21 protein-coding genes, 1 tRNA gene and 1 pseudogene are annotated in these 21,962 nt (G+C 64.0%); 8 read left to right on the top strand and 15 right to left on the bottom strand.

All coding sequences use genetic code 11. The features are described from left to right. Positions 1–101 precede the first annotated feature (101 nt). On the top strand, positions 102–1,379 hold the full coding sequence (locus tag OGR47_RS10420) for a lipopolysaccharide biosynthesis protein (RefSeq protein WP_165048844.1): 1,278 nt from the start codon (positions 102–104) through the stop codon (positions 1,377–1,379). On the opposite strand, the gene OGR47_RS10415 is transcribed toward OGR47_RS10420, so the two are convergent. Then, positions 1,367–2,953, bottom strand: a complete 1,587-nt coding sequence (locus OGR47_RS10415) for a hypothetical protein (protein ID WP_165048841.1) — start codon at positions 2,951–2,953, stop codon at positions 1,367–1,369. The two genes, OGR47_RS10420 and OGR47_RS10415, sit on opposite strands and share 13 nt — an antisense overlap. Further along, positions 2,950–4,056 (bottom strand): glycosyltransferase family 4 protein, encoded by a 1,107-nt coding sequence (locus OGR47_RS10410; RefSeq protein WP_246729554.1) that lies wholly within the window; start codon positions 4,054–4,056, stop codon positions 2,950–2,952. The genes OGR47_RS10415 and OGR47_RS10410 overlap by 4 nt, the downstream gene beginning before the upstream one ends. Before the next feature lie 194 nt (positions 4,057–4,250). Between OGR47_RS10410 and OGR47_RS10405 the strand changes: the two genes are divergently transcribed. Next, positions 4,251–5,699, top strand: coding sequence for an NAD-dependent succinate-semialdehyde dehydrogenase (locus tag OGR47_RS10405; RefSeq protein WP_165048839.1), 1,449 nt, complete (start codon positions 4,251–4,253; stop codon positions 5,697–5,699). A 7-nt stretch (positions 5,700–5,706) separates the two neighbouring features. Here the strand turns inward: OGR47_RS10405 and OGR47_RS10400 are convergent, their stop codons facing one another. Both OGR47_RS10400 and OGR47_RS10395 read right to left on the bottom strand, forming a co-directional pair. Further along, entirely contained in the window at positions 5,707–6,060 is a 354-nt protein-coding gene (locus OGR47_RS10400; protein WP_165048837.1) for a hypothetical protein, read from the bottom strand. Positions 6,061–6,305: 245 nt separating this feature from the next. After that, the gene (locus tag OGR47_RS10395; RefSeq protein WP_165048835.1) at positions 6,306–7,058 is read right to left on the bottom strand and encodes a DUF2076 domain-containing protein; all 753 of its coding nucleotides are present in this window, start codon (positions 7,056–7,058) and stop codon (positions 6,306–6,308) included. A gap of 311 nt (positions 7,059–7,369) precedes the next feature. On the opposite strand from OGR47_RS10395, the gene OGR47_RS10390 reads away from it, so the two are divergent. Continuing rightward, a complete protein-coding gene (locus OGR47_RS10390; RefSeq protein WP_246729553.1) occupies positions 7,370–8,893 on the top strand; it encodes an efflux transporter outer membrane subunit in 1,524 nt (507 codons plus the stop codon). Positions 8,894–9,028: 135 nt separating this feature from the next. On the opposite strand, the gene proB is transcribed toward OGR47_RS10390, so the two are convergent. Then, a complete protein-coding gene (gene proB, locus OGR47_RS10385) occupies positions 9,029–10,159 on the bottom strand; it encodes a glutamate 5-kinase (protein WP_165048833.1) in 1,131 nt (376 codons plus the stop codon). A gap of 324 nt (positions 10,160–10,483) precedes the next feature. Beyond that, positions 10,484–10,759 carry a hypothetical protein gene (locus OGR47_RS10380; RefSeq protein ID WP_165048830.1) on the bottom strand — a complete coding sequence of 92 codons (276 nt, stop codon included), beginning with the start codon at positions 10,757–10,759 and terminating at the stop codon, positions 10,484–10,486. A gap of 167 nt (positions 10,760–10,926) precedes the next feature. On the opposite strand from OGR47_RS10380, the gene OGR47_RS10375 reads away from it, so the two are divergent. Beyond that, a complete protein-coding gene (locus tag OGR47_RS10375) occupies positions 10,927–11,826 on the top strand; it encodes a phytanoyl-CoA dioxygenase family protein (protein ID WP_165048828.1) in 900 nt (299 codons plus the stop codon). Between the two features lie 163 nt (positions 11,827–11,989). Here the strand turns inward: OGR47_RS10375 and OGR47_RS10370 are convergent, their stop codons facing one another. The 4 genes from OGR47_RS10370 to OGR47_RS10355 form a co-directional block, all read right to left on the bottom strand. Continuing rightward, positions 11,990–14,392 carry a TonB-dependent receptor gene (locus OGR47_RS10370; protein WP_246729552.1) on the bottom strand — a complete coding sequence of 801 codons (2,403 nt, stop codon included), beginning with the start codon at positions 14,390–14,392 and terminating at the stop codon, positions 11,990–11,992. 127 nt (positions 14,393–14,519) lie between these two features. Then, complete coding sequence (locus OGR47_RS10365; RefSeq protein WP_165048824.1) at positions 14,520–14,879, bottom strand: hypothetical protein; 360 nt, start codon at positions 14,877–14,879, stop codon at positions 14,520–14,522. Between the two features lie 143 nt (positions 14,880–15,022). Then, the gene (locus OGR47_RS10360; protein WP_165048821.1) at positions 15,023–15,292 is read right to left on the bottom strand and encodes a hypothetical protein; all 270 of its coding nucleotides are present in this window, start codon (positions 15,290–15,292) and stop codon (positions 15,023–15,025) included. Between the two features lie 122 nt (positions 15,293–15,414). Beyond that, positions 15,415–15,843, bottom strand: a complete 429-nt coding sequence (locus tag OGR47_RS10355; protein ID WP_165048819.1) for a hypothetical protein — start codon at positions 15,841–15,843, stop codon at positions 15,415–15,417. A 469-nt stretch (positions 15,844–16,312) separates the two neighbouring features. Between OGR47_RS10355 and OGR47_RS10350 the strand changes: the two genes are divergently transcribed. Beyond that, positions 16,313–16,450, top strand: coding sequence for a hypothetical protein (locus OGR47_RS10350; RefSeq protein WP_165048817.1), 138 nt, complete (start codon positions 16,313–16,315; stop codon positions 16,448–16,450). A 258-nt stretch (positions 16,451–16,708) separates the two neighbouring features. On the opposite strand, the gene OGR47_RS10345 is transcribed toward OGR47_RS10350, so the two are convergent. Next, positions 16,709–16,784: transfer RNA gene (locus OGR47_RS10345), tRNA-Trp, on the bottom strand. Between the two features lie 72 nt (positions 16,785–16,856). Beyond that, positions 16,857–17,390, bottom strand: a complete 534-nt coding sequence (gene pal / locus OGR47_RS10340) for a peptidoglycan-associated lipoprotein Pal (RefSeq protein WP_165048815.1) — start codon at positions 17,388–17,390, stop codon at positions 16,857–16,859. 338 nt (positions 17,391–17,728) lie between these two features. Between pal and OGR47_RS10335 the strand changes: the two genes are divergently transcribed. Next, complete coding sequence (locus OGR47_RS10335) at positions 17,729–18,178, top strand: hypothetical protein (RefSeq protein WP_165048813.1); 450 nt, start codon at positions 17,729–17,731, stop codon at positions 18,176–18,178. A gap of 132 nt (positions 18,179–18,310) precedes the next feature. Here OGR47_RS10335 and xseA read toward each other — a convergent pair whose 3' ends face one another. Next, positions 18,311–19,849 (bottom strand): exodeoxyribonuclease VII large subunit, encoded by a 1,539-nt coding sequence (xseA, locus tag OGR47_RS10330; RefSeq protein ID WP_165048810.1) that lies wholly within the window; start codon positions 19,847–19,849, stop codon positions 18,311–18,313. A gap of 70 nt (positions 19,850–19,919) precedes the next feature. Between xseA and OGR47_RS21870 the strand changes: the two are divergent. After that, a pseudogene (locus tag OGR47_RS21870) lies at positions 19,920–20,014 on the top strand (IS110 family transposase); the annotation flags it as partial. Between the two features lie 180 nt (positions 20,015–20,194). Here OGR47_RS21870 and OGR47_RS10325 read toward each other — a convergent pair. After that, positions 20,195–20,395, bottom strand: a complete 201-nt coding sequence (locus OGR47_RS10325; RefSeq protein ID WP_165048808.1) for a hypothetical protein — start codon at positions 20,393–20,395, stop codon at positions 20,195–20,197. A 267-nt stretch (positions 20,396–20,662) separates the two neighbouring features. Next, positions 20,663–21,163: a hypothetical protein gene (locus OGR47_RS10320; protein WP_165048806.1), complete on the bottom strand. Its 501-nt coding sequence runs from the start codon at positions 21,161–21,163 to the stop codon at positions 20,663–20,665. 367 nt (positions 21,164–21,530) lie between these two features. On the opposite strand from OGR47_RS10320, the gene OGR47_RS10315 reads away from it, so the two are divergent. Next, the gene (locus OGR47_RS10315; protein ID WP_206527386.1) at positions 21,531–21,806 is read left to right on the top strand and encodes a hypothetical protein; all 276 of its coding nucleotides are present in this window, start codon (positions 21,531–21,533) and stop codon (positions 21,804–21,806) included. Positions 21,807–21,962: the final 156 nt, after the last annotated feature.

Genomic DNA, 21,962 nt, shown 5'->3' with positions numbered 1-21,962 from the left:
TGAACCTATGCCTTCGAGGTGCGTCGCTTATGGCACTTTCTCTCCGGTCTCTGGCGGCGCGTTTGTTGGCGCACAAGTCTGCGTTTGGGGCCCTCGCCGCAATGGGTATCAAGGCCTCTGGCGCCTTGCTGACCCTGGCGGTTTTCACGCTGGCCGCGCGCGCTATGTCGTCGGACGAGTTCGGCCGCCTTGCTATCTGGTTCAATGCCCTGAGCTTCCTGGCGGTCGCCGCCTGCTTCGGGCAGGATACGCTGATCGCCCGATCCTTCGGCGAATATGCCGGCAAGGGCGATTATGCGCAGGCCTGGGGCGCCTATTGCTACGGCTGGATCATGCTCGTCGCTTCGGCGCTTGTTTTCGCCGGCGGCGTGTTGTTTCTGGCGCCGTTTTTCTTTCCTGGCCTTGCGCGAACGGCGCTGCTTGCGGGCGCGTTTTTCCTGCTCACTCAGACGCTGCTTCATTATTCGTCGCATTCGACGCGGGTGATCGTTAACTTCGTCATCTCGGAGGTGACGCGGGAGCTCATCTGGCGCACCGTGCTCCTTCTGGTCGTCATCTGGTCCGTGCTGCATCAGGGGCTCACCCCGGCGGAATTTTTCACCGCGGCGGGCATTGGGCAGATTTTGTCTTTTATTACCGCGCTGCGTTACGTGCGGGCGGCCTATAAAGCCCATTCCGCGGCGTGCACCGACCAAGCCGATCGGAAACAATGGTTCTCACGCGGCCTCGCCATGTGGCAATCGGCGGTGGTCGAGGCCGGCAGCGCCTATTTCGACGTGATGATCATCGGCTATCTTGCATCGCCTGAGGCGGCGGGCGACTATTTCGTCGCGGCGCGCATAGCGAATGTGTTCATCATGGTGCTCACGGGTTTGAACACCTATTCGATGGCGCAAAGCGCCAGCCTGCATTTCTCCGGACAGACGCAGAAGCTGCAGGACATTTTGCGCTCGCTCGTGCTGGTTTCCACCGCGATGCTCGCGCCGCTGCTGCTGTTGATCTACGTGTTTGGGCATGAGATTCTCATGATCTTCGGCGAACGTTTTTCGGCCGTTTATCCCACGCTCGTCGTCTTATCGACCGCTTGCTTCGTCATGTCGTCGAGCGGGTCGGCGTCGGTCATCCTGCTCACGACTGGACATGAGAAGCTCTATTCGCGCATCATCACCGCCACGACGCTGCTGAGGTTCACGCTGACGGCGATCCTTTCGTTCTTCTTCGGCAGTCTCGGCGCGGCATGGGCATTTGCGCTCGTCAACGCCCCGCTTTTCGTGGCGCTGTCAGTGATCTGCAAGCGCGCCATTGGGGCGGACACCAGCATCATGAGCGTCCTGCCTTACCTGCGGGCGCGTATCGCGGGCCGCGCCTATTCGGCCTGAGGCTTCACTCCGGCAGGCGGGATCGCGACGCGCTCGTCGCGCGCATTCAGGGCGCGGCTGTCGATCGCATGATGCAGCGCGCGGCGAAACGGCGCGTATTTCGGCGTAAGGATTGCGCCGTCGATGACCTCTAAACGGCCGAAGCGGTTGAGCGTGTGGAGGCGGTTTCCCGGCCAAAGCTTGCCGGGTCCGAGATGGGCGACAAGCGTTTGACGGAAGGTTTTCGGATCGAGCGCGTCGATGCGCATGATCGCCATCTCCTTGCCGTAACCGCGCGAGCAGTCCTGCACGGGCCGCAACAGCGCGCCATTATGCGAAGCGACTGCGCCGGCGGGACGCGCCACGCGCGAATCCACCAGGATTGGCGACAGCTCATGCGCCTCCCACGGCCCAAAAAGGCTCGGAGCGTGATGGATGGCGAGCGTATCTGAATAGCCGCCGTAGCCGTCGCGCACGACGGAGGTCATCCAGTAACGCCCGGCGTGGCGGAAGATCGTCGCATCGGCGGCCTCGACTCTTTCCACCAGCCTTGCGACCGGCTCCCATTTCCCTGGAAATTCGACGCAACGATAAAGGGTGATCGCGCCCGAGGCCGAGGCCTCGGGGACCATATAAAGCGCGCCGTCCTCCTCGATCAGGAAAGGGTAGGAGAGATGCCAGGATTCGCTCAAGGCGGCGACGGGCGCGCCAGCGGGACCGTTTGCGTCGAAGGGCTGGAAGAAGACGTCTCCAATGCCGCGGCGGTAATCTAGATGCTCGTAAAAGACGCCCTCGTGTCCGCGCCAGTTGATCGGGAAGGGATCTGCGATGAAGCTGTTCGTCTCATCCGGCAGGGCCCGCCATTTGCTCCCAGAGAGAGCGCCGGACTCGATGACGCCAGGGCCGTCGACAAAGCGCCAGCCGATCCGCCAATGAGGCGAATGGCAGCAAAGATGGTAAAGCCACCGCGCGCATTGATGGGCGAGGTTGCGCATGGCGAAGGCCGCGGGCGCGCGCGGGCGTCGCTCGCTGCGGCTTGTGGATGTCTCGACGCGGCCGCTCGGTGCCGCCAGCGCCTTTTCGATCAGCACGCCGATGCGGGAGTAGACGGCTTCCAAGGCGCCTGTGAGACCGTCGGCGGCCTCGAAGGAGGGAAGGCCTTCGACCAGGATCGCGCCCGTCGCGGCGTCCTCGACGGCGAGAGTCGGCGGGGCGCCCGAGAGTATGGCGGCGACGGCGCCTTGATCCGTTATCTGTCCGTCGTAAAGCGGGCGAATGACGCGTTGGGCGCAGCTCGGCGAGGCGTCACCGACGAGATCGATGGCGACATCCGCGCCGGGCGGCAGAGAGGCGCTGTGCAGCGAGGCCTGGAGATGGTCGCACAGCGTCGGCTTATTCCGGCGCAGCAGCATTCGCTCGAGCGCAAGCAACTGCTTCTGCGAGGCGGGGCGGTCATCCGCCCTCGGGTCGAAATGGAAGGCGATTTCCGCTTGCGGCCAGCGCTGCGCCAGGGAATCCCGCAAGCGCTCGTGCCAGCGCATGAAGCGCGACGCGGCGACGACGATGAGGATGCGGCGGTAGGTCATGTAGGTCATGCGGAAGCTGCGAGGCGCACGTAATCCTCGATCATGGCGTGGAGTGGGTAACGCTCGGTCAGGCGCCGGCCGATGGCGGTGAGCCTTGCGGAAAGCTCTGCGTCCGCGAGAAGACGCCGCGTCGCTTCGGCGAAAGCCTTTGTGTCCTTCGCGTTGATGAAAATCGCGCAAGGCTCGCCGTCCACCGCGAGCACCTCGCGCAGAATCTCTATGTCATTGACGACGACCGGGACGCCGGCCTGCGCCGCTTCCACCGGCGCGAGGCCGAAAGTCTCGGCGCCGCTGGGAAAGACGAAACAGTCGAGCGAGGCGAGAAATGCACCCATTTGTTCGGTTCCCAGCTCGCCGAGGAAATGCGTGCGATCGGCGACGCCGAGGGAGGCGGCGAGCGCCTCCAGATTTTCGCGCTCCTGTCCCTGGCCGGCGAGCGCGAGATGCTGGTCCGGGTTTTCAACGAGCGTGCGGATAGCGAGATCGACCTGCTTCAAATGATGCAGGCGGGCTGCGCAGCCGAGCAAGGGAACGTCTTGCGGCAGACCGAGCCGCGCGCGCGCTTCGGATTTGGCAAGTTTTGCCGATTTATCGAAGAATCCATGGTCGACGCGCGTCAGCCGCTTTGCGTAGGACGCCGGATAGCCTCGGTATTCCGCCTCTGTCTGCGCGGAATTGACCACGATGTGATCATAGAATCCGACTGCGCCCATGAACTTGTCGGCGAGCGCCACCGGCCGGGGGACAAGCGGCGCCGGGGTCAGCTGATTGGCGATGACGACCGAATTGCCGGCGAGACGCGCGATGGGCGCGCCGATCAGATTCCCGTAGTGTTGAAGCGTCACGACGGCGTCCGGCTTCTCGCGCCGGAACTCGCTGTAAAGCGCGCCGATCATCTTCAGGACGCCCAAGGGGGTCGATGGCCGCTCTTTGGCGCAGAAGAAGACGTTGGGATCTTCGTCAAAGCTTTCCGTGCGCCGGAAAAAGAAGATCTGTCGCACGCGCCAGCCCTGCGTCTCAAAGCCGTTGGCGAGCTGGCGGGCGATCTCTTGCGCGCCGGCGTTTTCCGCCTGTGTCTGGACGATGGCCACGGTCTTCTGGGTGGGGCCCAAGGAAACTTCGCTCGGTTGAATCGCGCACAGTCGGCGCAATTTGTGAAAGGCGGATGCCGCGCGGGCGTCTGGCCGCGAGAATCTAGGCAAAATAGCTAATTCACGAAGATGTATATTTTCTTGAAAAGGGCCCCCCTCTTTCCTGTATCAGATGCGCCAGGCTCCATTGGGCGCGAGGATGAAGGTTGCGGCGCATGAAGGTCGACGAACTCTCTTTGAAACAGAAAGCCTTTATCGGCGGCGAGTGGATCGACGCCGACAGTGGCGGCGTTTTCGCGGTGACCAATCCTGCGACAGGGGAGACGCTCGGGACCGTCCCCGATATGGGCGTCGCCGAAACGCGGCGGGCGATCGAGGCGGCCTCCAGGGCGCTGCCGATCTGGCGCGATCGTCCGGCGAAGGAGCGGGCGCAGATCATGCGCCGCTGGTTCGAGCTGATCATGGCCGAGCAGGAGCGCCTCGCGCACATCATCACGGCGGAGCAGGGCAAGCCGCTCTTCGAGGCGCGCGGCGAGATCGCCTATGGCGCCTCCTATATCGACTGGTTCGCCGAAGAAGGCCGCCGCGTCTATGGCGACATCGTGCCGGGCGGGATGGACAGGCGTCTCCTTGTCCTGAAGCAGGCGATCGGCGTCACGGCGGCCATTACGCCGTGGAATTTTCCTTCCGCGATGCTGGCGCGCAAAGTTTCGGCGGCGCTCGGGGCCGGCTGCACGATGATCGTGAAGCCGGCGGAGCTGACGCCCTTTTCCTCGCTTGCACTGGCGGAGTTGGCCGAGCGCGCCGGCGTGCCGGCGGGCGTCGTCAATGTGGTGACGGCGCGCGATCCCGCCCCCGTCGGGCAGGAGCTGACGCGTAATCCGATCGTGCGCAAGCTCACTTTCACGGGCTCCACGGAGGTCGGAAAAATTCTCCTCCGCCAGGCTGCGGACAATGTGCAGAAATGCTCGATGGAGCTCGGCGGCAATGCGCCGCTCATCGTCTTCGAGGACGCGGATCTCGACCGGGCGGTGAAGGGCGCCATCGCCACCAAATACCGGAATTGCGGGCAGACCTGCGTTTCGGCCAACCGCTTCCTCGTGCAGAAGAGCGTCGCCGGCGCCTTCTCGCGGAAGCTTGCCGAGGCGGTGAGCGCCCTGGAAGTCGGCGCGGGCGTGCAAGAGGGCGTCGACGTGGGGCCGTTGATCGAGCAGGCGGCTGTCGAGAAGGTGGAGCGTCATATCGCCGACGCCGTGGCGCATGGCGCCAAAGTGCTGACCGGCGGCGGCCGGCATGCGCTCGGTGGGCTGTTCTTCCAGCCGACGGTGCTCGCCGACGTTCCGCCCGACGCGCTGATCTTCCGGGAGGAGACGTTCGGCCCAGTGGCGCCGGTGATCTCCTTCGAGACCGAGGAGGACGCGATCCGGCTGGCGAACGCCACGCCTTACGGCCTCTCGTCTTATTTCTACAGCAACGACATCGCGCGCATTTTCCGTGTCGCCGAGAGGCTTGAATTCGGCATGGTGGGGGTGAACGAAAGCATCCTCACCTCGGAAGCGGCGCCCTTTGGCGGCGTCAAGCAGTCGGGCATGGGCCGCGAGGGCTCGCGCTATGGCATCGATGATTATCTGGAGATGAAATACGTCTGTATCGGCGGCATGTAAGCCGCCGTTACAGCGCCTTGCGGCAAACGATGCGGGTCACCGAGCCGCGCACGCCATAGCCTTCATCGGTCTGGGTGACGACCTCGCGGCAGGTCGAAGCGCTTGCCAGGGCGACGGGCTGCGAAGCGGCTTCCGGGCGGACCTCCGCCTTTTCCTCGACTGGGAGGATGAAGGGCTCGACCGCCGAGACGCTCGCGGCGACAGCCGGGGCGGCGGGCGTGTGGAAATAAGCCTTGGCCGCAGCGAAGCTCACATTGGCTCCAAGGATCGCGAAAGCGATCTTGACGGCGACGGCGACGCGCACCGGGCGCGAGGCGAATTTGCGGGAGGCGATCTCGCGGGTGGTTTCGATGCGGTTCATGTCCAACCCCTTCTTGGCTCTCATCCGATGGAATGAGGTTTAGGGGCTGCGGCGCGCAAAGTTCGTGCGATGGCGCACAGGCCTTTTCGTGCAGAAAAAACCCGCCGGTCGCCCGGCGGGTCGGTATTTACGGGAGCCCGGGCCCAAGGCCCGATCGGGAATCCAGAGCCAATATAGGTCCGCCTCGGCCCTGGGTTCCTGATCGCTGTCGCTGACTCAGAGCGTCAGGCGACGTCTCGACGCGCTTAGACGTCGAAGCCGCCGTCTCCGCCGTCGTCGTCGAAGCTGCCCCCGTCATCATAGCCCGGGTCCGAGCTATAGCCTGCGTCGCTCACATTGCCGGAGTCGTCGTAGCCCTGGTCGTAGTTGGCGTCATAGGCGCCAGGAGCGCCGGGCTCGTCGCCGTAATAGTTGTTGATGACGGTCGTCTCGCCGGTGGGCGTGAAGCCCGAGCCGATGCCGAGATTGGCCATCCCGCCGGCGCCCGAGCCATGGGAGAACAGGCTGCGGATGCCGTCAGCAAGCAGCACGCCGCCCGCCACGCCAGCCGCTGTCCCGAGCGCCCCGTGCAGGAAGCTGTTGCCGCTGCCGCTCGGCGCCGCCGGCTGCTGCTGGCCCCATCCCTGCGGGGCATAGCCGCCCGCGACCGGATTGCGGCCGCCCTGAGGAGGCGCGCCCCACGGTCCGCTCGGCGCGGCCGGAGACGGCGGAGGAGCCTGCCGCTGCTGGCCGCCGCCGAAGAGGCCGCCGAGAAAACCGCCGGCGGGCTTCGACTGCAATTCCTTCACCTGCGCCTCGAGCGCCTGGATGCGGGCGTTGGCGCCCTGCAAGGCCTGATCCTGCACGATGACCGTCTGCGCCAGAAGATAAGGCGCGGCCGGTTGCTGCTTGATCTGCTCGCTGATGAAAGTTTCCGCCTCCTGGTCGCGTGGACCGTTGGCGGCGCTCTTCGTGCGCTCGAACAGCCCGACGAGCAGTTGACGTTCTTCCGGTGACATCAGTCTCTCCACGTAGGAACCGGCCCAAAAGGCGCGGCGAGTGAAATATGGGGGAAGGCGGGGCAGTCGCCAAGAGCGGGCGCCAGCGCCGCCGTGTTAAAGTTTCGCAAGATGGCGGCAATCAGGCTGAGCGGCCTTCCGGGCGCTCCTTCGCAGCCCCACGGAAAAAGTCGTGCGGAAAAGGGGAGGCTCGGCTGTCATATTTTTGCTGAACAGATTAAGCAAAGCATTAACGCACGCAGGTGGCAGTCAAGGTTTCTTTCTTGTCGATGAAAAACCAGCATTCTGGCCGGAGGTCGCTCAAAGCGGGTATGGCCTCCCTGGCGGCGATGGCGCTGTGCGGTTGCGCGGTGGGGCCGGATTTCGTTTCGCCGCCGCCCCCGGACGTCGAGCGGTTCACGCCGGAGAAGATCGCCAAGATCGGAGAGGGCGCCAAAGGGGCTCAGCGCCTCGTCATGGGCGCTTCCGTGCCGGAGAAATGGTGGGAGACGTTCAAGGACAAGAAGCTCAATCGGCTCATCGAGGCGGCGATCGAGCGCAGTCCATCTTTGCAGGCGGCCGAGGAAGCCATAAAGATGGCCTATTACAACGCAGAGGCGCAAAAAGGCGCCTTCCTGCCCACGATCAACTTCAATTCCTCGGATTCCTTTATTCGCCAGTCGTTCCAGCAGCAGTTTCAGAACAACGCGCCCACAAATCCTTTCGGGCTTTTTGTTCGGCAGCTGTCGATCTCCTATACGCTCGATATTTGGGGCGCCAATCGCCGCTCCGTCGAGTCGCTGGAAGCCCAGGCCGACCAGCAGCGCTACCAGCTGGAGGCCGCCTATCTGACGCTGACCGCCAATATCGCGACGGCGGCTATTCAGGAGGCGTCCCTTCGCGGCCAAATCGAAGCTGTCCAGAAGGCGATCAAGGTCGGGCGCGAAATGCTCGACCTCATGACCATGCGCTTCCTTGCCGGCGCTGTGTCGCGGTCCGACGTTCTCGTTCAGGAGGCGGCCTTGGGGCAGATCCTCCAGCTCCTGCCGCCGCTCGAGAAATCCCTCAGCCAGCAGCGCAATCTTTTGACCGCGCTCGTCGGGAATTATTCGAGCGAGGAAATCCCCGAAACATTCCGGCTCCGGGGGCTCAAGCTGCCGCACAGCCTGCCGGTATCTCTGCCGGCGGAGTTTGTCCGCCAGCGCCCGGACGTGCGCGGCGCGGAAGCCAATATGCACGCGGCGGCGGCGCAGATCGGCGTCGCCCTCGCGGCGCGCCTGCCGAACGTCACGCTGTCGGCCACCCCCGGCTACAGCGCGTTCAGCATGGCGCAGCTCTTCACGCCCGGCAGCGGCTTTTACGTTTTAACGGGATCGATCTCCCACACGATCTTCGACGCCAATGCCCTGCTCAACAAGCAAAGATCAGCGGAGGCGGCCTTTGCGCAGTCCGAGGCGCAGTATCGTCAGGCCGTCATAACGGCCTTCCAAAATGTCGCCGACGCGCTGCGCGCCTTGCAGGCGGACACCAAGGCGGTGAAGGCGGCCTCCTATACAGAGAAGGCGGCGAGCGAAAATCTCGTGATCGTGAAGGAGAAGGTGCGCTCGGGCAGCTTCAGCCAATTCGAGCTTCTGAACGCCCAGCAGGCCTATCTGAACGCGACGGTCGCGAGCGTGCAGGCGGAAGGGTTCCGACTGTCCGATGTCGTCGCCCTGTTCATGGCCTTGGGCGGCGGATGGAAGGACGAGAATCTGCGCGACCTGCCGCCGAACACGCCGGTGACGCCGACGCCCGAGCAAAAAGAGGCGATCCAGGGGCCCGTGAATACGAGCTTACTGCCACGTTTGTTCGAGTGAGGTTTACGGCGCGTTGGGGAGCATCATTCCCGGCGGGCTGAAAGCCCGACCGGAATCCAGAGCCGCAAGAACGTTGATTCTGCACTTTATTTCCGATCGATCGCTTCGCGAGCGTCGGGAATGACAAGGGGTATCTCACTCGCCCGCAAGCGCCATATCGTCCCGGTGAATGATCTCGTCGGGGCCCTTGAAGCCCAGAATCGCCTCAATATCCCTCGTCGAGCGGCCGACGATCTTCGCCGCGTCGAGGGCGTCATAGGTCACGAGGCCCCGTCCGATCTCGCCGCCGCGATGGTCGCGGATGACGATACAGTCGCCGCGCGCAAAGCCGCCTTCGAGGCGCGTGACGCCCGCCGGCAGCAGGCTCGCGCCGGCGAGAAGCGCCCTGGCCGCGCCCTCGTCGATATGCGCGGCGCCCTTGGGCTCGAGCGAGCCCGCGATCCATTTCTTGCGGGCCGTCACCGGGTTCGACGGCGTGAGGAACCAGGTGCAGCGCTCGCCCTTGGCGATGCGCTCGATCGGCGCTTCGGCGCGGCCGTCGGCGATGACCATATGCGCGCCGCCGGTGGTGGCGATCTTCGCCGCCTCGATCTTGGTGCGCATGCCGCCGCGCGAATATTGCGAGGCGGCGCCGCCGGCCATGGCCTCGATTTCCGCCGTCACGCGGGCCACGACCGGGATGTGCCGGGCGCTCGGGTCGGAGGCGGGCGGGGCGGTGTAGAGGCCGTCGACGTCGGAGAGCAGCACGAGAAGATCGGCGCTCGCCATGGTGGCGACCCGGGCGGCGAGCCGATCATTGTCGCCGTAACGAATTTCCGCGGTCGCGACCGTATCGTTTTCGTTGATCACCGGCACGGCGCGCAGCGACATGAGTCGATTGAGGCATTCGCGCGCATAGAGATAACGGCGGCGTTCTTCCGTATCGCCGAAGGTGACGAGCACCTGTCCGGCGATCAGGCCACGCTCGTGCAGCGCCTCGGCCCAGAGGCGGGCGAGGGCGATCTGCCCGATGGCGGCGGCCGCCTGGCTGTCTTCCAGAGGCAGGGCGCCGTTCGGAAAGCCGAGCACGCTGCGCCCGAGCGCCACGGCGCCGGAGGAAACGACCAGAATGTCGGCCCCGCCCCGGTGCAGCGTGGCGATGTCGTCGGCGAGCCGCGTCAGCCAGCTTCGCTTCGCCGCCGCTTCCTTGGGGTCAACAAGGAGGGACGAGCCGACCTTGACGACGATGCGGCGGAAGGAGGCGATGTCGGGCGCGCGATAGGTCATAGGCTCAGGGGAACGATTCCTCGGGAAGCGCGAGAGTTAGCTCAAGGGGTGGGCGGCTGCAAATGGGCGAGGCCGAAGTAACCGGGCTTTCGCCGCCGCCGGGTTGTTGACAAACCTCCGAGGCGGCCTCGTCCTTCGAGACGCGAGCTTCGCTCGCTCCTCAGGATGAGGCCTAAGTGTTTGGCGCAGATACAGAAGCCCCTCTTGCTGAGGAGCCTGCGCAGCAGGCGTCTCGAAGCACGAGGGGCGTCATCACCGTTTTATTCAGTAGTCTCGCGGCGGCTTTCGTCTCCGCATCCGAAGTCTTCGGCGACCGCGCTCAGCTCACTGCGGCTTCTTCCCAGTCGCGTCCTTCACGCATTTCTTCGTGAAGCTCGTCTTGGCGGCGCCCGCGAGCTTCTTCTCCGCGGCCGACGCATTGCAGGAAGCGGTTGCTGCGTCGCGTTCGCACTTCTTCAAGAAGCTGTTGAGCGCCGCGCCAGCCAATTTCTTGGTGGACGCCTGCGCCGCGCAATCCGGCGCGGCTTCCTGAGCGAGAGCGACCGGCGCCAGCAAGGAAGCGCCGAGGGCGCAGGTCGTGGCCAATACGAATTTCTTCATAGGCAACCTCCCAAATTTCGTAGCTCTTGCACTGGGATAACGCTTCCCGAGGATAGGCGAGCGTCCCTTCCTAGAGCAATCCCGCGCCCGGGGGCGGGCGAGGGTTGGGCGGGAGGGCGCCGCCCTGCTAGGATGGCGCAGTTTCATAAGCGGGCAAGAGATCAGCGATGTTGACAAGGGACTTATTGCCGGGCGTGCCGTTGATCGAGAGCCCCTTTTTCTCCCAGGACATTTCGTCGCTGCCCGAAGCCTATCAGCCCATCGCGCAGCAACTGCATGACCAGGGTTTCGCGGTAATCGACTTCCCCGACGCTCAATTCGACGAGAGAGCCGAGGCGATCAAAAGCCGTCTGGCGGCGCGCTTCGGATGGTCAGACCCTGCCGCCTGTCCGATGAGCGCGCGCATTCAGGACGCCTGGGAGTTCGATCGCGATGTCCGCGACATCGCCTGCAACAGCGCCATTCTCGATCTTCTTTCCGCCCTCTACGGAAAGACGGCTTTTCCCTTTCAGACTTTGAATTTTCCGATCGGCACGCAGCAACCCGCGCATAGCGATCATATTCACTTCAGCGCCATCCCCGAGCGCTTCATGTGCGGGGTCTGGGTCGCCCTCGAGGACGTGGATGCGGATGCGGGCCCGCTTTACTATTACCCCGGCTCGCATGTCTGGCCGAGCTACGGCAATGAGCACATCGGCGTTTCGCTCGCCGAGGACCCGCCCGACGCCGCGGTCGTGAAGTTCGTTCATCTGCATGACGCGCTGCCGAAAGCTCTGGGCGTCGAGCGGCAGACCTTTCTTGCGCGCAAGGGACAGGCGCTGATCTGGGCTTCGAACCTGCTGCACGGCGGCGCGCCGCGCGTTGACGCCGCTCGATCGCGTTGGAGCCAGGTCACGCATTATTTCTTCGAGGGGTGTCGTTATACGACGCCGTTGAAAAACGACGCCATGGCCGGGAAGACCCTGACGCGGCAGGTCAAGGACGCAAGAAAAGAGGGCAGGCTCTCGGGGGCGGTCCATAACGGGCAGACCCTCATGCAAAGAGCGGCCGCCTTATTCCGGGATTAGGAGCGCCACCTTACTCGCGGTTCGGTGTCATTCCCGACGCCCGCGAAGCGAGCGATCGGGAATCCAGAGCCACAAGAGCGCTGGTTTTGCTCTGGATTCCCGATCGGGCCTTTGGCCTGTCGGGAATGACACCCTGAATGCGCGCTGTTCACACGGACAGCTTTTAGAACTTCGCAGCTACGCCCGCCGGCTGGTCGAGAAGCGTCAGCGGGCCGGACAGGGTCAGCCGCACCGCCGGCGGGTCCTGCGGCTTGAAATAGCGGTCCATGATGCCATTGCTTCCGCCGGCGTAGCCCGGAAGCAGAAAGTAATCCTGCCGCGCGAAGGCGCCATAGCCGTAATCGATCGCGCTAGACCGGTTGTTGGTAATGTTGAAGGCGTCGACCTGCAGTTTCCAGCCGTTCTCGAACCGATAGCCGACCCGCGCGTTGACCGTCGCCATGGCGGAAGATTTGATCTGTCCGTCCTCGGTCAGTGGGCGCGAGCCGAAATAGCGGTAATAAAGACCGCCGAACCAACCCGTTTTTTCGCCGAGATCAATGCCGCTCTTCGCCACCCACACGGGCGCCAGCATCAGATAATTGCCGGGGGCATTGCCGGGAATGTTGAAGGGAAAGAGCGGATCGCCCGCGCCGGTGGTCACGAGCTGCAAATAGGCGGCCTGCTGAGGCGCGTCCGAACCGCGGAAGCGCGCATGCGTGCCGGTGACTTCCGCATAGGCGTTGATCCAGCTGGTTGGCGCATAATTGCCCGTCCATTCGAAGCCGAGCCGACGCCCAGGGCGTCCGTAGCCCGTTACGCCGGCGTCGCCGTTGAAGACGTTCTCGGCGTCGAAATCCTGCCAGAAGAGCGAGAGCGTCGTATCCAGACCGGGGAGGGGCTTGGCCCGAACGCCGGCCTCCGCGCCGCGCGTTTTCGTCAGCAGCTGGTTGTTGGGCCCATAGGCTCCGGAGACCGGGTCCCAATGCGCAACCGAGCCGCGAAGATCCTCCTCGCGAAAGCCTTCGCCGAAGTTCAGGAAGAACTCGGAATGGGCGATGTCCTGGAAGGGGCCGAACACAGCGCCCGCCTTCGGGCTCGTGAACCACCGGCCGAGCTGGCCGTCATTCGCCGTGCCGAGAATGAAGGGCGTTCCCGTGAACCATCCTGGCGCCAGGGCGGGGTTCAGCACAGAATTCACCGAGCCATGGACGTAATCGAGACGAAAGCCGCCCGTCGTGCGGAACCAGGGCGTCCAATAGACGGTCGTGTCGGCCCAGAGGCCGTGTGAGAAGTTCTTCAGATAGTCGTTTCTGACTTCGTCATATTGCTGGCGGAAGAAGGAATCGCCTGAGCCGTTGCGGATCTCGTCGTAGCGCGACTGAAAGCCCACGCGCGTCTCGACGGGTTTCGACGCGACGCTGTAATTCCAGCCGTGCAGCGCATTGATCCCATACATCGACCGCCGGTCGAATTGATGCACCTGGTCGTTCAACGGCAGGGGATTGTTGAGATTATACGTGAAGTCGTCATAGAGATTGGTCGTGGTGCGGATCAAATAGCCCTCGAAGCGCGAGAAATCCGACTTGTTCGTCTCGCTCCATCGCATCGAGAGGCTGTAGCGCGTGGCGTTGCCGCCGTCGCTCGGGTCTTGCGTGCCCCAGCGCGACATCAACCCCATGGCGACGTCGTGCATGGGAATCTGGTCTGTCGCGAACCAATGGTTGGAATAGGCCATGGCGGTGACGGCGAGGCCATTCGTCTCGGTGCCCATGCTCCAGCGCGCCACGCCATTGATCTTGCGCTGCTCGTCGGGGCGCTCCCAGGGGCCGTTATAATTATTGAGCTCGAGCGCCATCAGCAGATCGCCGCCGCCGACCGCGTAGGATTTCACGCCGAGCAAGCGCCCATAGCCGAAGCTGCCGCCGGTCGCCGTGACAAAGCCCTTCGGCGCCGAGTTGAGATATTGCATGTGGATAGCGCCGACGGAGGAGAACTGCCCTTCGTCGGCGAAATAAGGTCCCTTGCGCACGTCGACCGAGCTGAACAGCTCGGGGATGATGAAATTGGCGTCCGCATAGCCGTTGCTGTGAACGTGCGACGCCTGGTTGATCGGCATGCCGTCGATCGTGAGCCCGATGTCATAGCCATGGTCGAGCGCGAAGCCGCGCAGGAAATATTGATTGGCCTTCCCGGCGCCGCTGTGCTGCGACACGATGAGACCGGGGGTGATCTCAAGGGCCTGGCCGGGCTGTTCATAGGAGCGGGAGGTCACCTGATCGCTCGTGAAGCTTCTGGTGCTCGACGAGGTGACCGGGGCGTCGCGATAGGAGGGGCGGGGGGACACATTCTCCGCTGCGGCCGCCAATCTCGATTCGGTCGGCGGGGCGGGGCGGGCTTGCGCACCCTGTGGCGGCTTGCCGGAGGGGCGCGCCGTTCCGTGGCTGGCTCTCGTCGTGGCTCCGGCCACGTCGATGGTGGGGAGCGTATGCGTCGCAAGGGCCGGAGTTGAGGAAAGCGCGAGCGTCAGGGCGCATAGGCTGAAGCATCGCGCGCCGCAATGTTCGAACATGAGAAGATCTTTCACAGGCGCCTTTCGAAGGCGCGGGTCGGATTCGCCGCGTCGCCCGAGCCGCTCAGGAGCGGCCGGCGGTGACGATGGCGGCGAGCTGGAAAAGAAGCGCGTCTATGAAAGGAGGCGCGCAGGCAGCGCGTCAGGCGCTGAGTTTCCGAGCCGGCGGCCCGCGCGGCCGATGCGCAGCGCTGGAGAAATTCGCAGGCGGCCCCGCCGGTTCGAGGGGGGCCGAAAGCCTTACGGCCTCGCGAAACGGTGCGCTGCCCGCCTGGGCGATCGGCGCGAGCAGGGGCGCATCGTCGCAGGAGATTTCGCAGAGGGCGCAGCAGTCCTCGTCATCGTCGCTGGCCGGAGCAGGCGCATGATTTGAGTCGGCGCAGTGATGCGATAGCTGTGGGCTGTAAAAGGCGAGATGAGACGCGTGCTCGACATGGCCGCGCGCAAGGACGAGCAGCAATGTGATGCAAATCGTCAGAATATGACGAAAGCGCAGGCTCATGAACCTTCCGCCGATCGACCGCCGCCCAAAATCGAGGGCTACTCTATCGGCTTATCCTGGATGAGCCAGCTTGGCCGTGGGGCCCACGCGGAGTTTTTGACGGATGTCACGTTTGGGCCACAGTGCGTCTCAAGCGTGGCCGTTCAAGCGGTCGATGACGGGCCGCCCTGAGCAGCCTGAAACTGCACGAGATCGCCCGTCGAATATTCGCTTTGCACGTCGCAGTTCGGGCAGGCGGTCGTGAATGACGCCGGCCCTGATAATTCCAGCGGCGCCCCATCGGAGGGGTCGTTCAATATGGCGAAGTGCTGCGCGCAGTGCTTGCAGGCGAATCCCAGATACCATCCACCCGGAACGAGGCCCGGCAATGCGATCGGCGCATAGGCGCCTGTGAAGTTGATGCCTTGGGCCATGGGGACGCCTTTCGTCTTGCCGCTTGCAAGAAATCTGGCGCTCCCCCAGCGGGGCGCAATATGCGGGCGTTCATCCCGTCACGGACTTAGCCAACGCGCGCTGGGCGGCGGCGTTCCTCAGATCACCGGCGGCGCTTCGAGGCGGGCGGCGGCGCTGAAGCGCGGCATAATCCGTCTTCCGTCATGACGATATCGGCCTGAGGCGCATATTGGTTCATGGCCCCGGTCGCCGCGTCGACGCCGAGGCCGATAACGCCGCCAGCGAGGACGTTTCCGGCGGCCATGCTGTCCGTGTTCGAGGCCAGAGTCCCAATGCCGTCGCTATAGCATTCTTTGGAGCAGCGGATCGCAACGGCGCTCGATCCCTTTGCAAGAGAGACGACGCCTGGGGTCTTCACGACCTGCGAGCCAATGGAGCTCGAGTTCAAAGTGCAAGTCGCGCCCGTCACTCCCGGAGTATTGATGGCGACTGTCTGAGTCGTGCCGCGAACGACCGTTGCGCAGCCGGCCAGAGACACAAGCGCTACGCCAATCACTACTATATTTCTCACGCGCTACCCCTCGATGAAAAACAACAAGCGTATTTTTTTGCAATCCAGCACAGCTTTCGCCACAATTGCAAGGCTCACGCTTTTTTGCGTCGGCGGACGGGGACGTTTTCTTGCGTCTCAGGGTTGCGCTGGCGCCGCCATGGGCCGGCAGAGGCGAAGGGGCTGCCACCCAGCGTCGCGCGCAAAGGACGCGCTCGACCGCCCGCTCGTTTCGCACAGAGAGAGAAAGTCCGCCTCACGCCGGGAGAGAGGGGCCAAGCTCAAGCGCAGACGTGTGATGGGAGGGGAGGGTTTGATTGTTGCCGTAGAGGCCCCCGCTGCTACTCTTGGGCCGCCGCGCGATTATTTGATCTAATGGCAGGAGTGGAGGGGCGCGGGGCGTTTTTGTCCTTGCGCTTCTTTCCTTGGCAGTTGGGAGTGCCATATCTCCAAAGCATCATCTGAGGGATATCGATGGTGGGGGATGGACATGGCCAATCGGCAGCAACGCGGCAACCGCGAACAGAAAAAACCGAAGAAGGCAAAATCCAAGAGTGCGCCTGTTACGCCGGCCTCGGTGTGGGCCACAGTCGAGAAGGAGCGCGGTGACGGCCTCAGCAAGAAATGACGGCTCTGACCATCAAGAAACCGCCCCGACCGTGGATGTATCGGCGGGGCTTTGGCTTTCCTTCCTTACCGTCGCCGCGTCTGCGGCCTTACCCCCAAATACCTCGGGCGGGTGAATCGACGGCGGCGCTAATGGCCGCCCAGAGGATCCCGGTCACTCGGACAAGCGGGGGCATTAGGTTACCCATTGCATACCCTGGGACCGCGATCCCGCGAAACCCGGGGCACGAAAGTTCAGCGTTGGTCTTCGATTTTTCGTTGGCAGGAGTGGAGGGGCTCGAACCCCCAACCCCCGGTTTTGGAGACCGGTGCTCTACCAGTTGAGCTACACTCCTGCGTGCGCCAGTCGGCGCGCGCCTCTCATGCCGCAACAGCGCCGCCGACGCAAGCGTGTTTTGATCCTGCGATCAGGAATTTCCGCCCGGGAGCAGGGTGACGGCCCGGCGGTTCTGCGACCAGCAAGAGATATCGTCGCAAACCGCGACGGGGCGCTCCTTGCCGTAGCTCACTGTGCGGATGCGCGAGGCGGCGACGCCGCGCGAGATCAGATAGTTCTTGGCGACCTCGGCGCGGCGGGCGCCCAGCGCGAAATTATATTCGCGCGTGCCGCGCTCGTCGGCGTGGCCTTCCACGGCAAAGCTGTAGCGGCCGTAACGATTGAGCCATTCGGCCTGACGATCGAGCGTGGATTGGGCCGTTGCGGTCAGATCGGTCGAATCCGTCTCGAAGAAGATGCGATCGCCGACATTGGTCGCAAAGTCCTGCGCGCTGCCCGGGGTCGCGACGCCGCCGCGTGAAATCCCGCCGCGGCCGCCGCCCGCGCCCCCCGCGAGGTCGGCGCCCGCCTCGTCCGCCGCATTTTTCGCGCAGGCCGCCATGGCCAGGGCCGCCGTCACGGCGACAGCGAATTTGGCGCAGCGGGCGCCAGCGGAAAGGATCATCGAGGAACTCCTGTTACGGTAAACCAACTGCGGATAGTGCTAGTCCCGCATGGTTAAGCGAAGGTTCCGGCAACCTTAATCGAAGGTGTGGAAATCCCGTGGCATTCGATCGAATTCCGCTCATCCTTACTAAAAGGTTAAATGGTTAACGAAATATGAACGGCCGCGCTCGGGCTCGCGGGGGCTTACGGCCCTCTTGCGCCTCCTCTTGGGGGCGACAAAGTCACAGTGACTTTTGTCAAAAAAGCTCAGTGTCCCTGTCAAGAATCCGCCATCGTTCTTGCCGGCGGCCCCGGCCTGACTATCATTATCGCTCGGCGGCGAGTCGGGAGGACAAGATGAATGAGGGAATAGCGCCGTTTTTCACGCCGCTCACCCTGATCCTGGGCGGCGGTTTGGTCGTTATCGGCGTTTTTTCGCTCTTCGATGTCCATTTCCTGAAGTCCAAGACACAGGAAAGGCTCGCCCTTGTTTTCGGCCTCGTCTTCATTCTCGCGACGGAAGCGATGTTCGTCACGAGCGACATCAGCGGACGCTATTTCGAGGGACAGAAGATCGACGTTACGGACTGTGAGTTCCAGATCGAGCGCGATTATCCGCTGGAACGGCGCGACAATCCCCGGCTGATCCACCAAAAGATCAGAGCTTGCATGGATACACTCGGCTACGACTGGACCGACGTCCATGAGCATTGCCGGGAGGCCAAGGTTTCCACCAATGTCTTCTGCTATTTGCCGCGGTCGGCCATGCAGCGCGAGATCGTCGCATTCCAGATGCGCTTCGAATAGCGGCGTTTGTCATTCCCGGCGGGCTGAAAGACCGATCGGGAATCCAGAACCAAAACAACGTGTTTTTGCTCTGGATTCCCGATCGCTCGCTTCGCGAGCGTCGGGAATGACAATGGACGCATGCATTTCAGTTTAGAAGAGCGAGCCCTGATCGCCGCCCGGCGTCTTGCGGGGTTTCTTCCGGACGGACGGCGTTGTCGTCGGCGCGTCGGCTTCCCCGGCACGCGCGGCGATACGGCCGTCGGCGAATTCGATGGTCAGCGCGGCGCCGACGGGGGCCCGCGAGACGCTACGGACAAGCGCGTCGGTCTCGTCGCGCACCAGCGCGAAGCCTCGCGCTAGCACGGCTTTGTGGCTGAGCGAATCCTGCAAACGCGCAAGGCGTTCAAGGCGCTCATTCTTGCGCGCGATCAGCGCCGCGACGGCATGCGGGAGCCTTGCGGCGGCGCTTTCCATGCGCCGCCTTGCGCCCTTGTTCTCATGCTGCGCCAGCGCCACTCGGGAGTCGAGGCCGGCCTTCAGCCGCGCGCCCAAGCCCCGGAGTTTCTCTTTCTGGCCCGCAAGCTCCGCCTGTGGCGAATGCCGGGACAGCACATGCGCCAGCCGCGCGAGCTGAAGGCGCCGGCCGTCCTGGCGCGCTCGCAGCGTCGCGCGCAGGCGCTCCGAGGCGCGATCGAGCCGCTGTCTCGGCGTCTGCAGCAGTTGCTCCGCCGTCGGCAGCAGGCGCGCGAAGGTCGCAAGCTGCATGCGGCGCTGCTCGACGGCCCGCGTCTTCGCCGCCGAGAGACGCCGCGCCCGCGCCGCGACATGCTCGGTCAGCTCGGCGCGGACAGGCACGGCCTTCTCGGCCGCGCCGGTGGGCGTCGGCGCGCGAAGATCGGCGACGAAATCGAGCAGCGTGGTGTCGGTCTCGTGGCCGATGGCGGAAACCAGTGGAATGCGGCTCGCCGCAGCGGCGCGCACGACGATTTCCTCGTTGAAGCTCCACAAATCCTCGAGCGAGCCGCCGCCGCGCGCGACGATGAGGACGTCCGGGCGCGGAACGGGGCCGTCAACCGGCAAGGCGTTGAAGCCGTCGATCGCCGCCGCCACTTCCGCCGCGGAGGTCTCGCCCTGCACGCGCACCGGCCAGACCAGCACATGGCGCGCAAAGCGGTCGTTCAGCCGGTGCAAAATGTCGCGAATGACCGCCCCCGTCGGCGAGGTCACCACGCCGACGACCTTGGGGAGAAAGGGCAGGGGACGTTTGCGCGATTCGTCGAAGAGCCCCTCGGATGCGAGCTTCTTGCGCCTCTCGTCGAGCAGCGCCATCAGCGCGCCGACGCCCGCAGGCTCCAGCGATTCGATGACGATCTGATAGGAGGATTTGCCGGGAAAAGTCGTGATGCGCCCGGTGGCGACGACTTCGAGGCCTTCCTGTGGCCGCGTGCGCAGGCGCAGGAAGGTCCCCTTCCAGATCACGGCGTCGAGCCGCGCGCCTTGGTCCTTCAGGCAGAAATAGGCGTGGCCGGAGGCGTGCGGGCCCCGATAGTTCGAGATTTCGCCGCGCACCCGCACCCGCCCGAACCGATCCTCGACCGTGCGCTTCAACGCATTGGCGAGTTCCGTGACGCTAATTTCCGGAGCATTGGTGAGGGGGCCGTCGGAGGCCGGGATGTCGGGATCGAGCATATCAGGAGTATAGCCATGTCCGCGGCGCGGCGCTCGAAAAGGAGCTTGCCGACATCGGGTAGCAGATAGCGCGCGCACTCTGATCGCCGAACTACCGGAGCTCGAACGCTCGACCGTCGCGAAATCGCCGCGCTTGCGGGCCTTGCGCCCTGGACGCGGCAGACAAGACACTCGTTTCAGGTGTGCAGTGAGACGAGCCTGAAGGCTCGTGGTCCATGCCGATAAAAAAGGCCCCGCCGCGGGAGCGAGGCCTCAAGTAGGCGATTACGCGCCGAAAAACGATAAGTTATTTTTCGAGCAATACGCGCTCAAATGCTCACGCTCTAAAAACACCCTTCGACTGTCTCAGTCGAAGACCGAGCCAAGTCCCACGCCGACGACGCCGACCATGACGGCGATCGGGAGGATGGCGTAATTTCCGAGCAAGATGGCGCCGATCGCGCCGCCAATCACGGCGCCGAGCAGGCCGCCAGCGATCTTGCCGGTATAGCTTTCTTTCTTTTCCGCCGTATCCGCGCCGGCGTTCCGCACCGTCTCATTCGACATGACATCCCCCGGACTGTTGGAATGGCGCGGTTTCTCGGACGACCGGAAAGCGCGCTCAGCCGCGCCGCATCGCCAGATTGCTAGCGCCGTCATGTGAGAGTGCGATGAGGATTTTGTGGAGCTGCGATGATCGTTCGATGAAAAGAACGTCACGCGCTGGTCGCCAAAGCTTCGCACGGCCGCGTAAGCTGCGCGCGGGTAAAGCCGCTTTTGGCAAGCTTGACAAAAACGGCCGGCGCTGAGCGCCGGCCGAAAATATTGAGCTTTTTATTGCTGCGGAGCAGGCTCTTCGGCCGGCGCGTCGGGAGCCTTTGGCTTGGCCTTCGGCTTGGGCTTGGGCTTCGCCTTGGGTTTCGGTTTCGCGTCGGCTTTAGGAGCGGCGGCTTCCGCCGCGGCAGGCGTCGCAGCGGCGGCAGGCTCGCTCGGGAGCGGCGCGGCGACGGGCTCGGGAGCCGGAGTCTCGGCCGCGGCGGGAGCGGGCTGCGGCTCCAACTGCGCGGGCGCCTCGGCGGCTGCGGGCGTCTCGGCGGGGACGGGGTCGGCCGCCGGGGCGGCGGAAACGTCCGGCTCCTTCGGCGCTTGCTCAGCCCCTGAGGCGGGCTCCGCAGGCGCTTCAGCCGGCGCTTCTCCGCTCTTCGGCGCCGTCAATTTTTCGATCGCCGCCCTGAGAGAGGCGACGCCCTCGCTCGGCGCCGCATAGACGCCGAGGCCGAAGCCGATCGCGCCTGCGACGAGAGCCGTCACAATGGTCGATAAAACACGCGCCATTCGATGCGTTCCTCCCCAAAATATCGGTGTGCTCTGCTACGGCGTGTTAAGCAGCATCCAGATACGTGTATTGGCGGATCGTAGCAATTCTGAGACTTTCTCAACAAGTCCGAAAACCATCTTGGGCCCTGCCGTCTCGCCCCGGAAAATTCTTTTCGCCTTGGATTTTCTTGCTTTTTGCGAGACGCAGCAGGTCACGCGCCCAATGGCGCTGGCCAAGACCCCCGCGCCAGCGCGGCGATTCCATCCGCTAAAAAGCGCTCTCAGGCGCGAATCAAAGCTCGACCTCATCCCTTTGACGTGGGGACGGCCCTGCGCGACAGTTACCTGTTCATAGCCATGAGCGGGCTAGGGAGGGAACGAGGAAATGAGGAAAGGATGCGCCGGCCTGTTGATGGCCGCGGGAGCGATGATCTGTTTCGGGCTGGGCGCCGCGCAGGCGCAGACCGCCATGCAACTCGCAGCGATGGAGAGCAAATTTGCCGCCGCCGACAAGGATGGCGACGGCAAGCTGACGGCGGAGGAGGCCAAGGCCGGCATGCCGCGCGTCTCCGCGAACTTCACCAAGATCGACAAGGGTCACAAAGGCTTTGTGACCCTGGAGGATATCAAGGATGCGATGGCCGTCATGATGGGCAAGTAGGGGCGGCCGATCGGCGCGCGGCTACAGCTATGCGCCGAATGATAACCGCCGGTCCTGTCTCACAGGCGTCATAACTTTACCCGAGGATGCCAGCGAAAAATTATGTCGGGCTCCGTTGCGCGCAGCATCGGGGCCCGTTTGCTGCAACCTCCCAGG

The organism is Methylocystis sp. MJC1 (genome assembly GCF_026427715.1).
GTDB lineage: Bacteria > Pseudomonadota > Alphaproteobacteria > Rhizobiales > Beijerinckiaceae > Methylocystis.
Note: the sequence above shows the minus strand (reverse complement) of the source record. Positions and strands in the feature narration are given on the sequence as shown.

Bases quoted from the DNA above. Each gene is read 5' to 3' on its own strand.
- OGR47_RS10420 (WP_165048844.1), top strand. From the start codon at position 102: ATGGGTATCAAGGCCTCTGGCGCCTTGCTGACCCTGGCGGTTTTCACG.
- OGR47_RS10415 (WP_165048841.1), bottom strand. From the start codon at position 2,953: ATGACCTACATGACCTACCGCCGCATCCTCATCGTCGTCGCCGCGTCG.
- OGR47_RS10405 (WP_165048839.1), top strand. From the start codon at position 4,251: ATGAAGGTCGACGAACTCTCTTTGAAACAGAAAGCCTTTATCGGCGGC.
- OGR47_RS10400 (WP_165048837.1), bottom strand. From the start codon at position 6,060: ATGAACCGCATCGAAACCACCCGCGAGATCGCCTCCCGCAAATTCGCC.
- OGR47_RS10395 (WP_165048835.1), bottom strand. From the start codon at position 7,058: ATGTCACCGGAAGAACGTCAACTGCTCGTCGGGCTGTTCGAGCGCACG.
- OGR47_RS10390 (WP_246729553.1), top strand. From the start codon at position 7,370: ATGGCCTCCCTGGCGGCGATGGCGCTGTGCGGTTGCGCGGTGGGGCCG.
- proB (WP_165048833.1), bottom strand. From the start codon at position 10,159: ATGACCTATCGCGCGCCCGACATCGCCTCCTTCCGCCGCATCGTCGTC.
- OGR47_RS10380 (WP_165048830.1), bottom strand. From the start codon at position 10,759: ATGAAGAAATTCGTATTGGCCACGACCTGCGCCCTCGGCGCTTCCTTG.
- OGR47_RS10375 (WP_165048828.1), top strand. From the start codon at position 10,927: ATGTTGACAAGGGACTTATTGCCGGGCGTGCCGTTGATCGAGAGCCCC.
- OGR47_RS10365 (WP_165048824.1), bottom strand. From the start codon at position 14,879: ATGAGCCTGCGCTTTCGTCATATTCTGACGATTTGCATCACATTGCTG.
- OGR47_RS10360 (WP_165048821.1), bottom strand. From the start codon at position 15,292: ATGGCCCAAGGCATCAACTTCACAGGCGCCTATGCGCCGATCGCATTG.
- OGR47_RS10350 (WP_165048817.1), top strand. From the start codon at position 16,313: ATGGCCAATCGGCAGCAACGCGGCAACCGCGAACAGAAAAAACCGAAG.
- pal (WP_165048815.1), bottom strand. From the start codon at position 17,390: ATGATCCTTTCCGCTGGCGCCCGCTGCGCCAAATTCGCTGTCGCCGTG.
- OGR47_RS10335 (WP_165048813.1), top strand. From the start codon at position 17,729: ATGAATGAGGGAATAGCGCCGTTTTTCACGCCGCTCACCCTGATCCTG.
- xseA (WP_165048810.1), bottom strand. From the start codon at position 19,849: ATGCTCGATCCCGACATCCCGGCCTCCGACGGCCCCCTCACCAATGCT.
- OGR47_RS10325 (WP_165048808.1), bottom strand. From the start codon at position 20,395: ATGTCGAATGAGACGGTGCGGAACGCCGGCGCGGATACGGCGGAAAAG.
- OGR47_RS10320 (WP_165048806.1), bottom strand. From the start codon at position 21,163: ATGGCGCGTGTTTTATCGACCATTGTGACGGCTCTCGTCGCAGGCGCG.
- OGR47_RS10315 (WP_206527386.1), top strand. From the start codon at position 21,531: ATGAGGAAAGGATGCGCCGGCCTGTTGATGGCCGCGGGAGCGATGATC.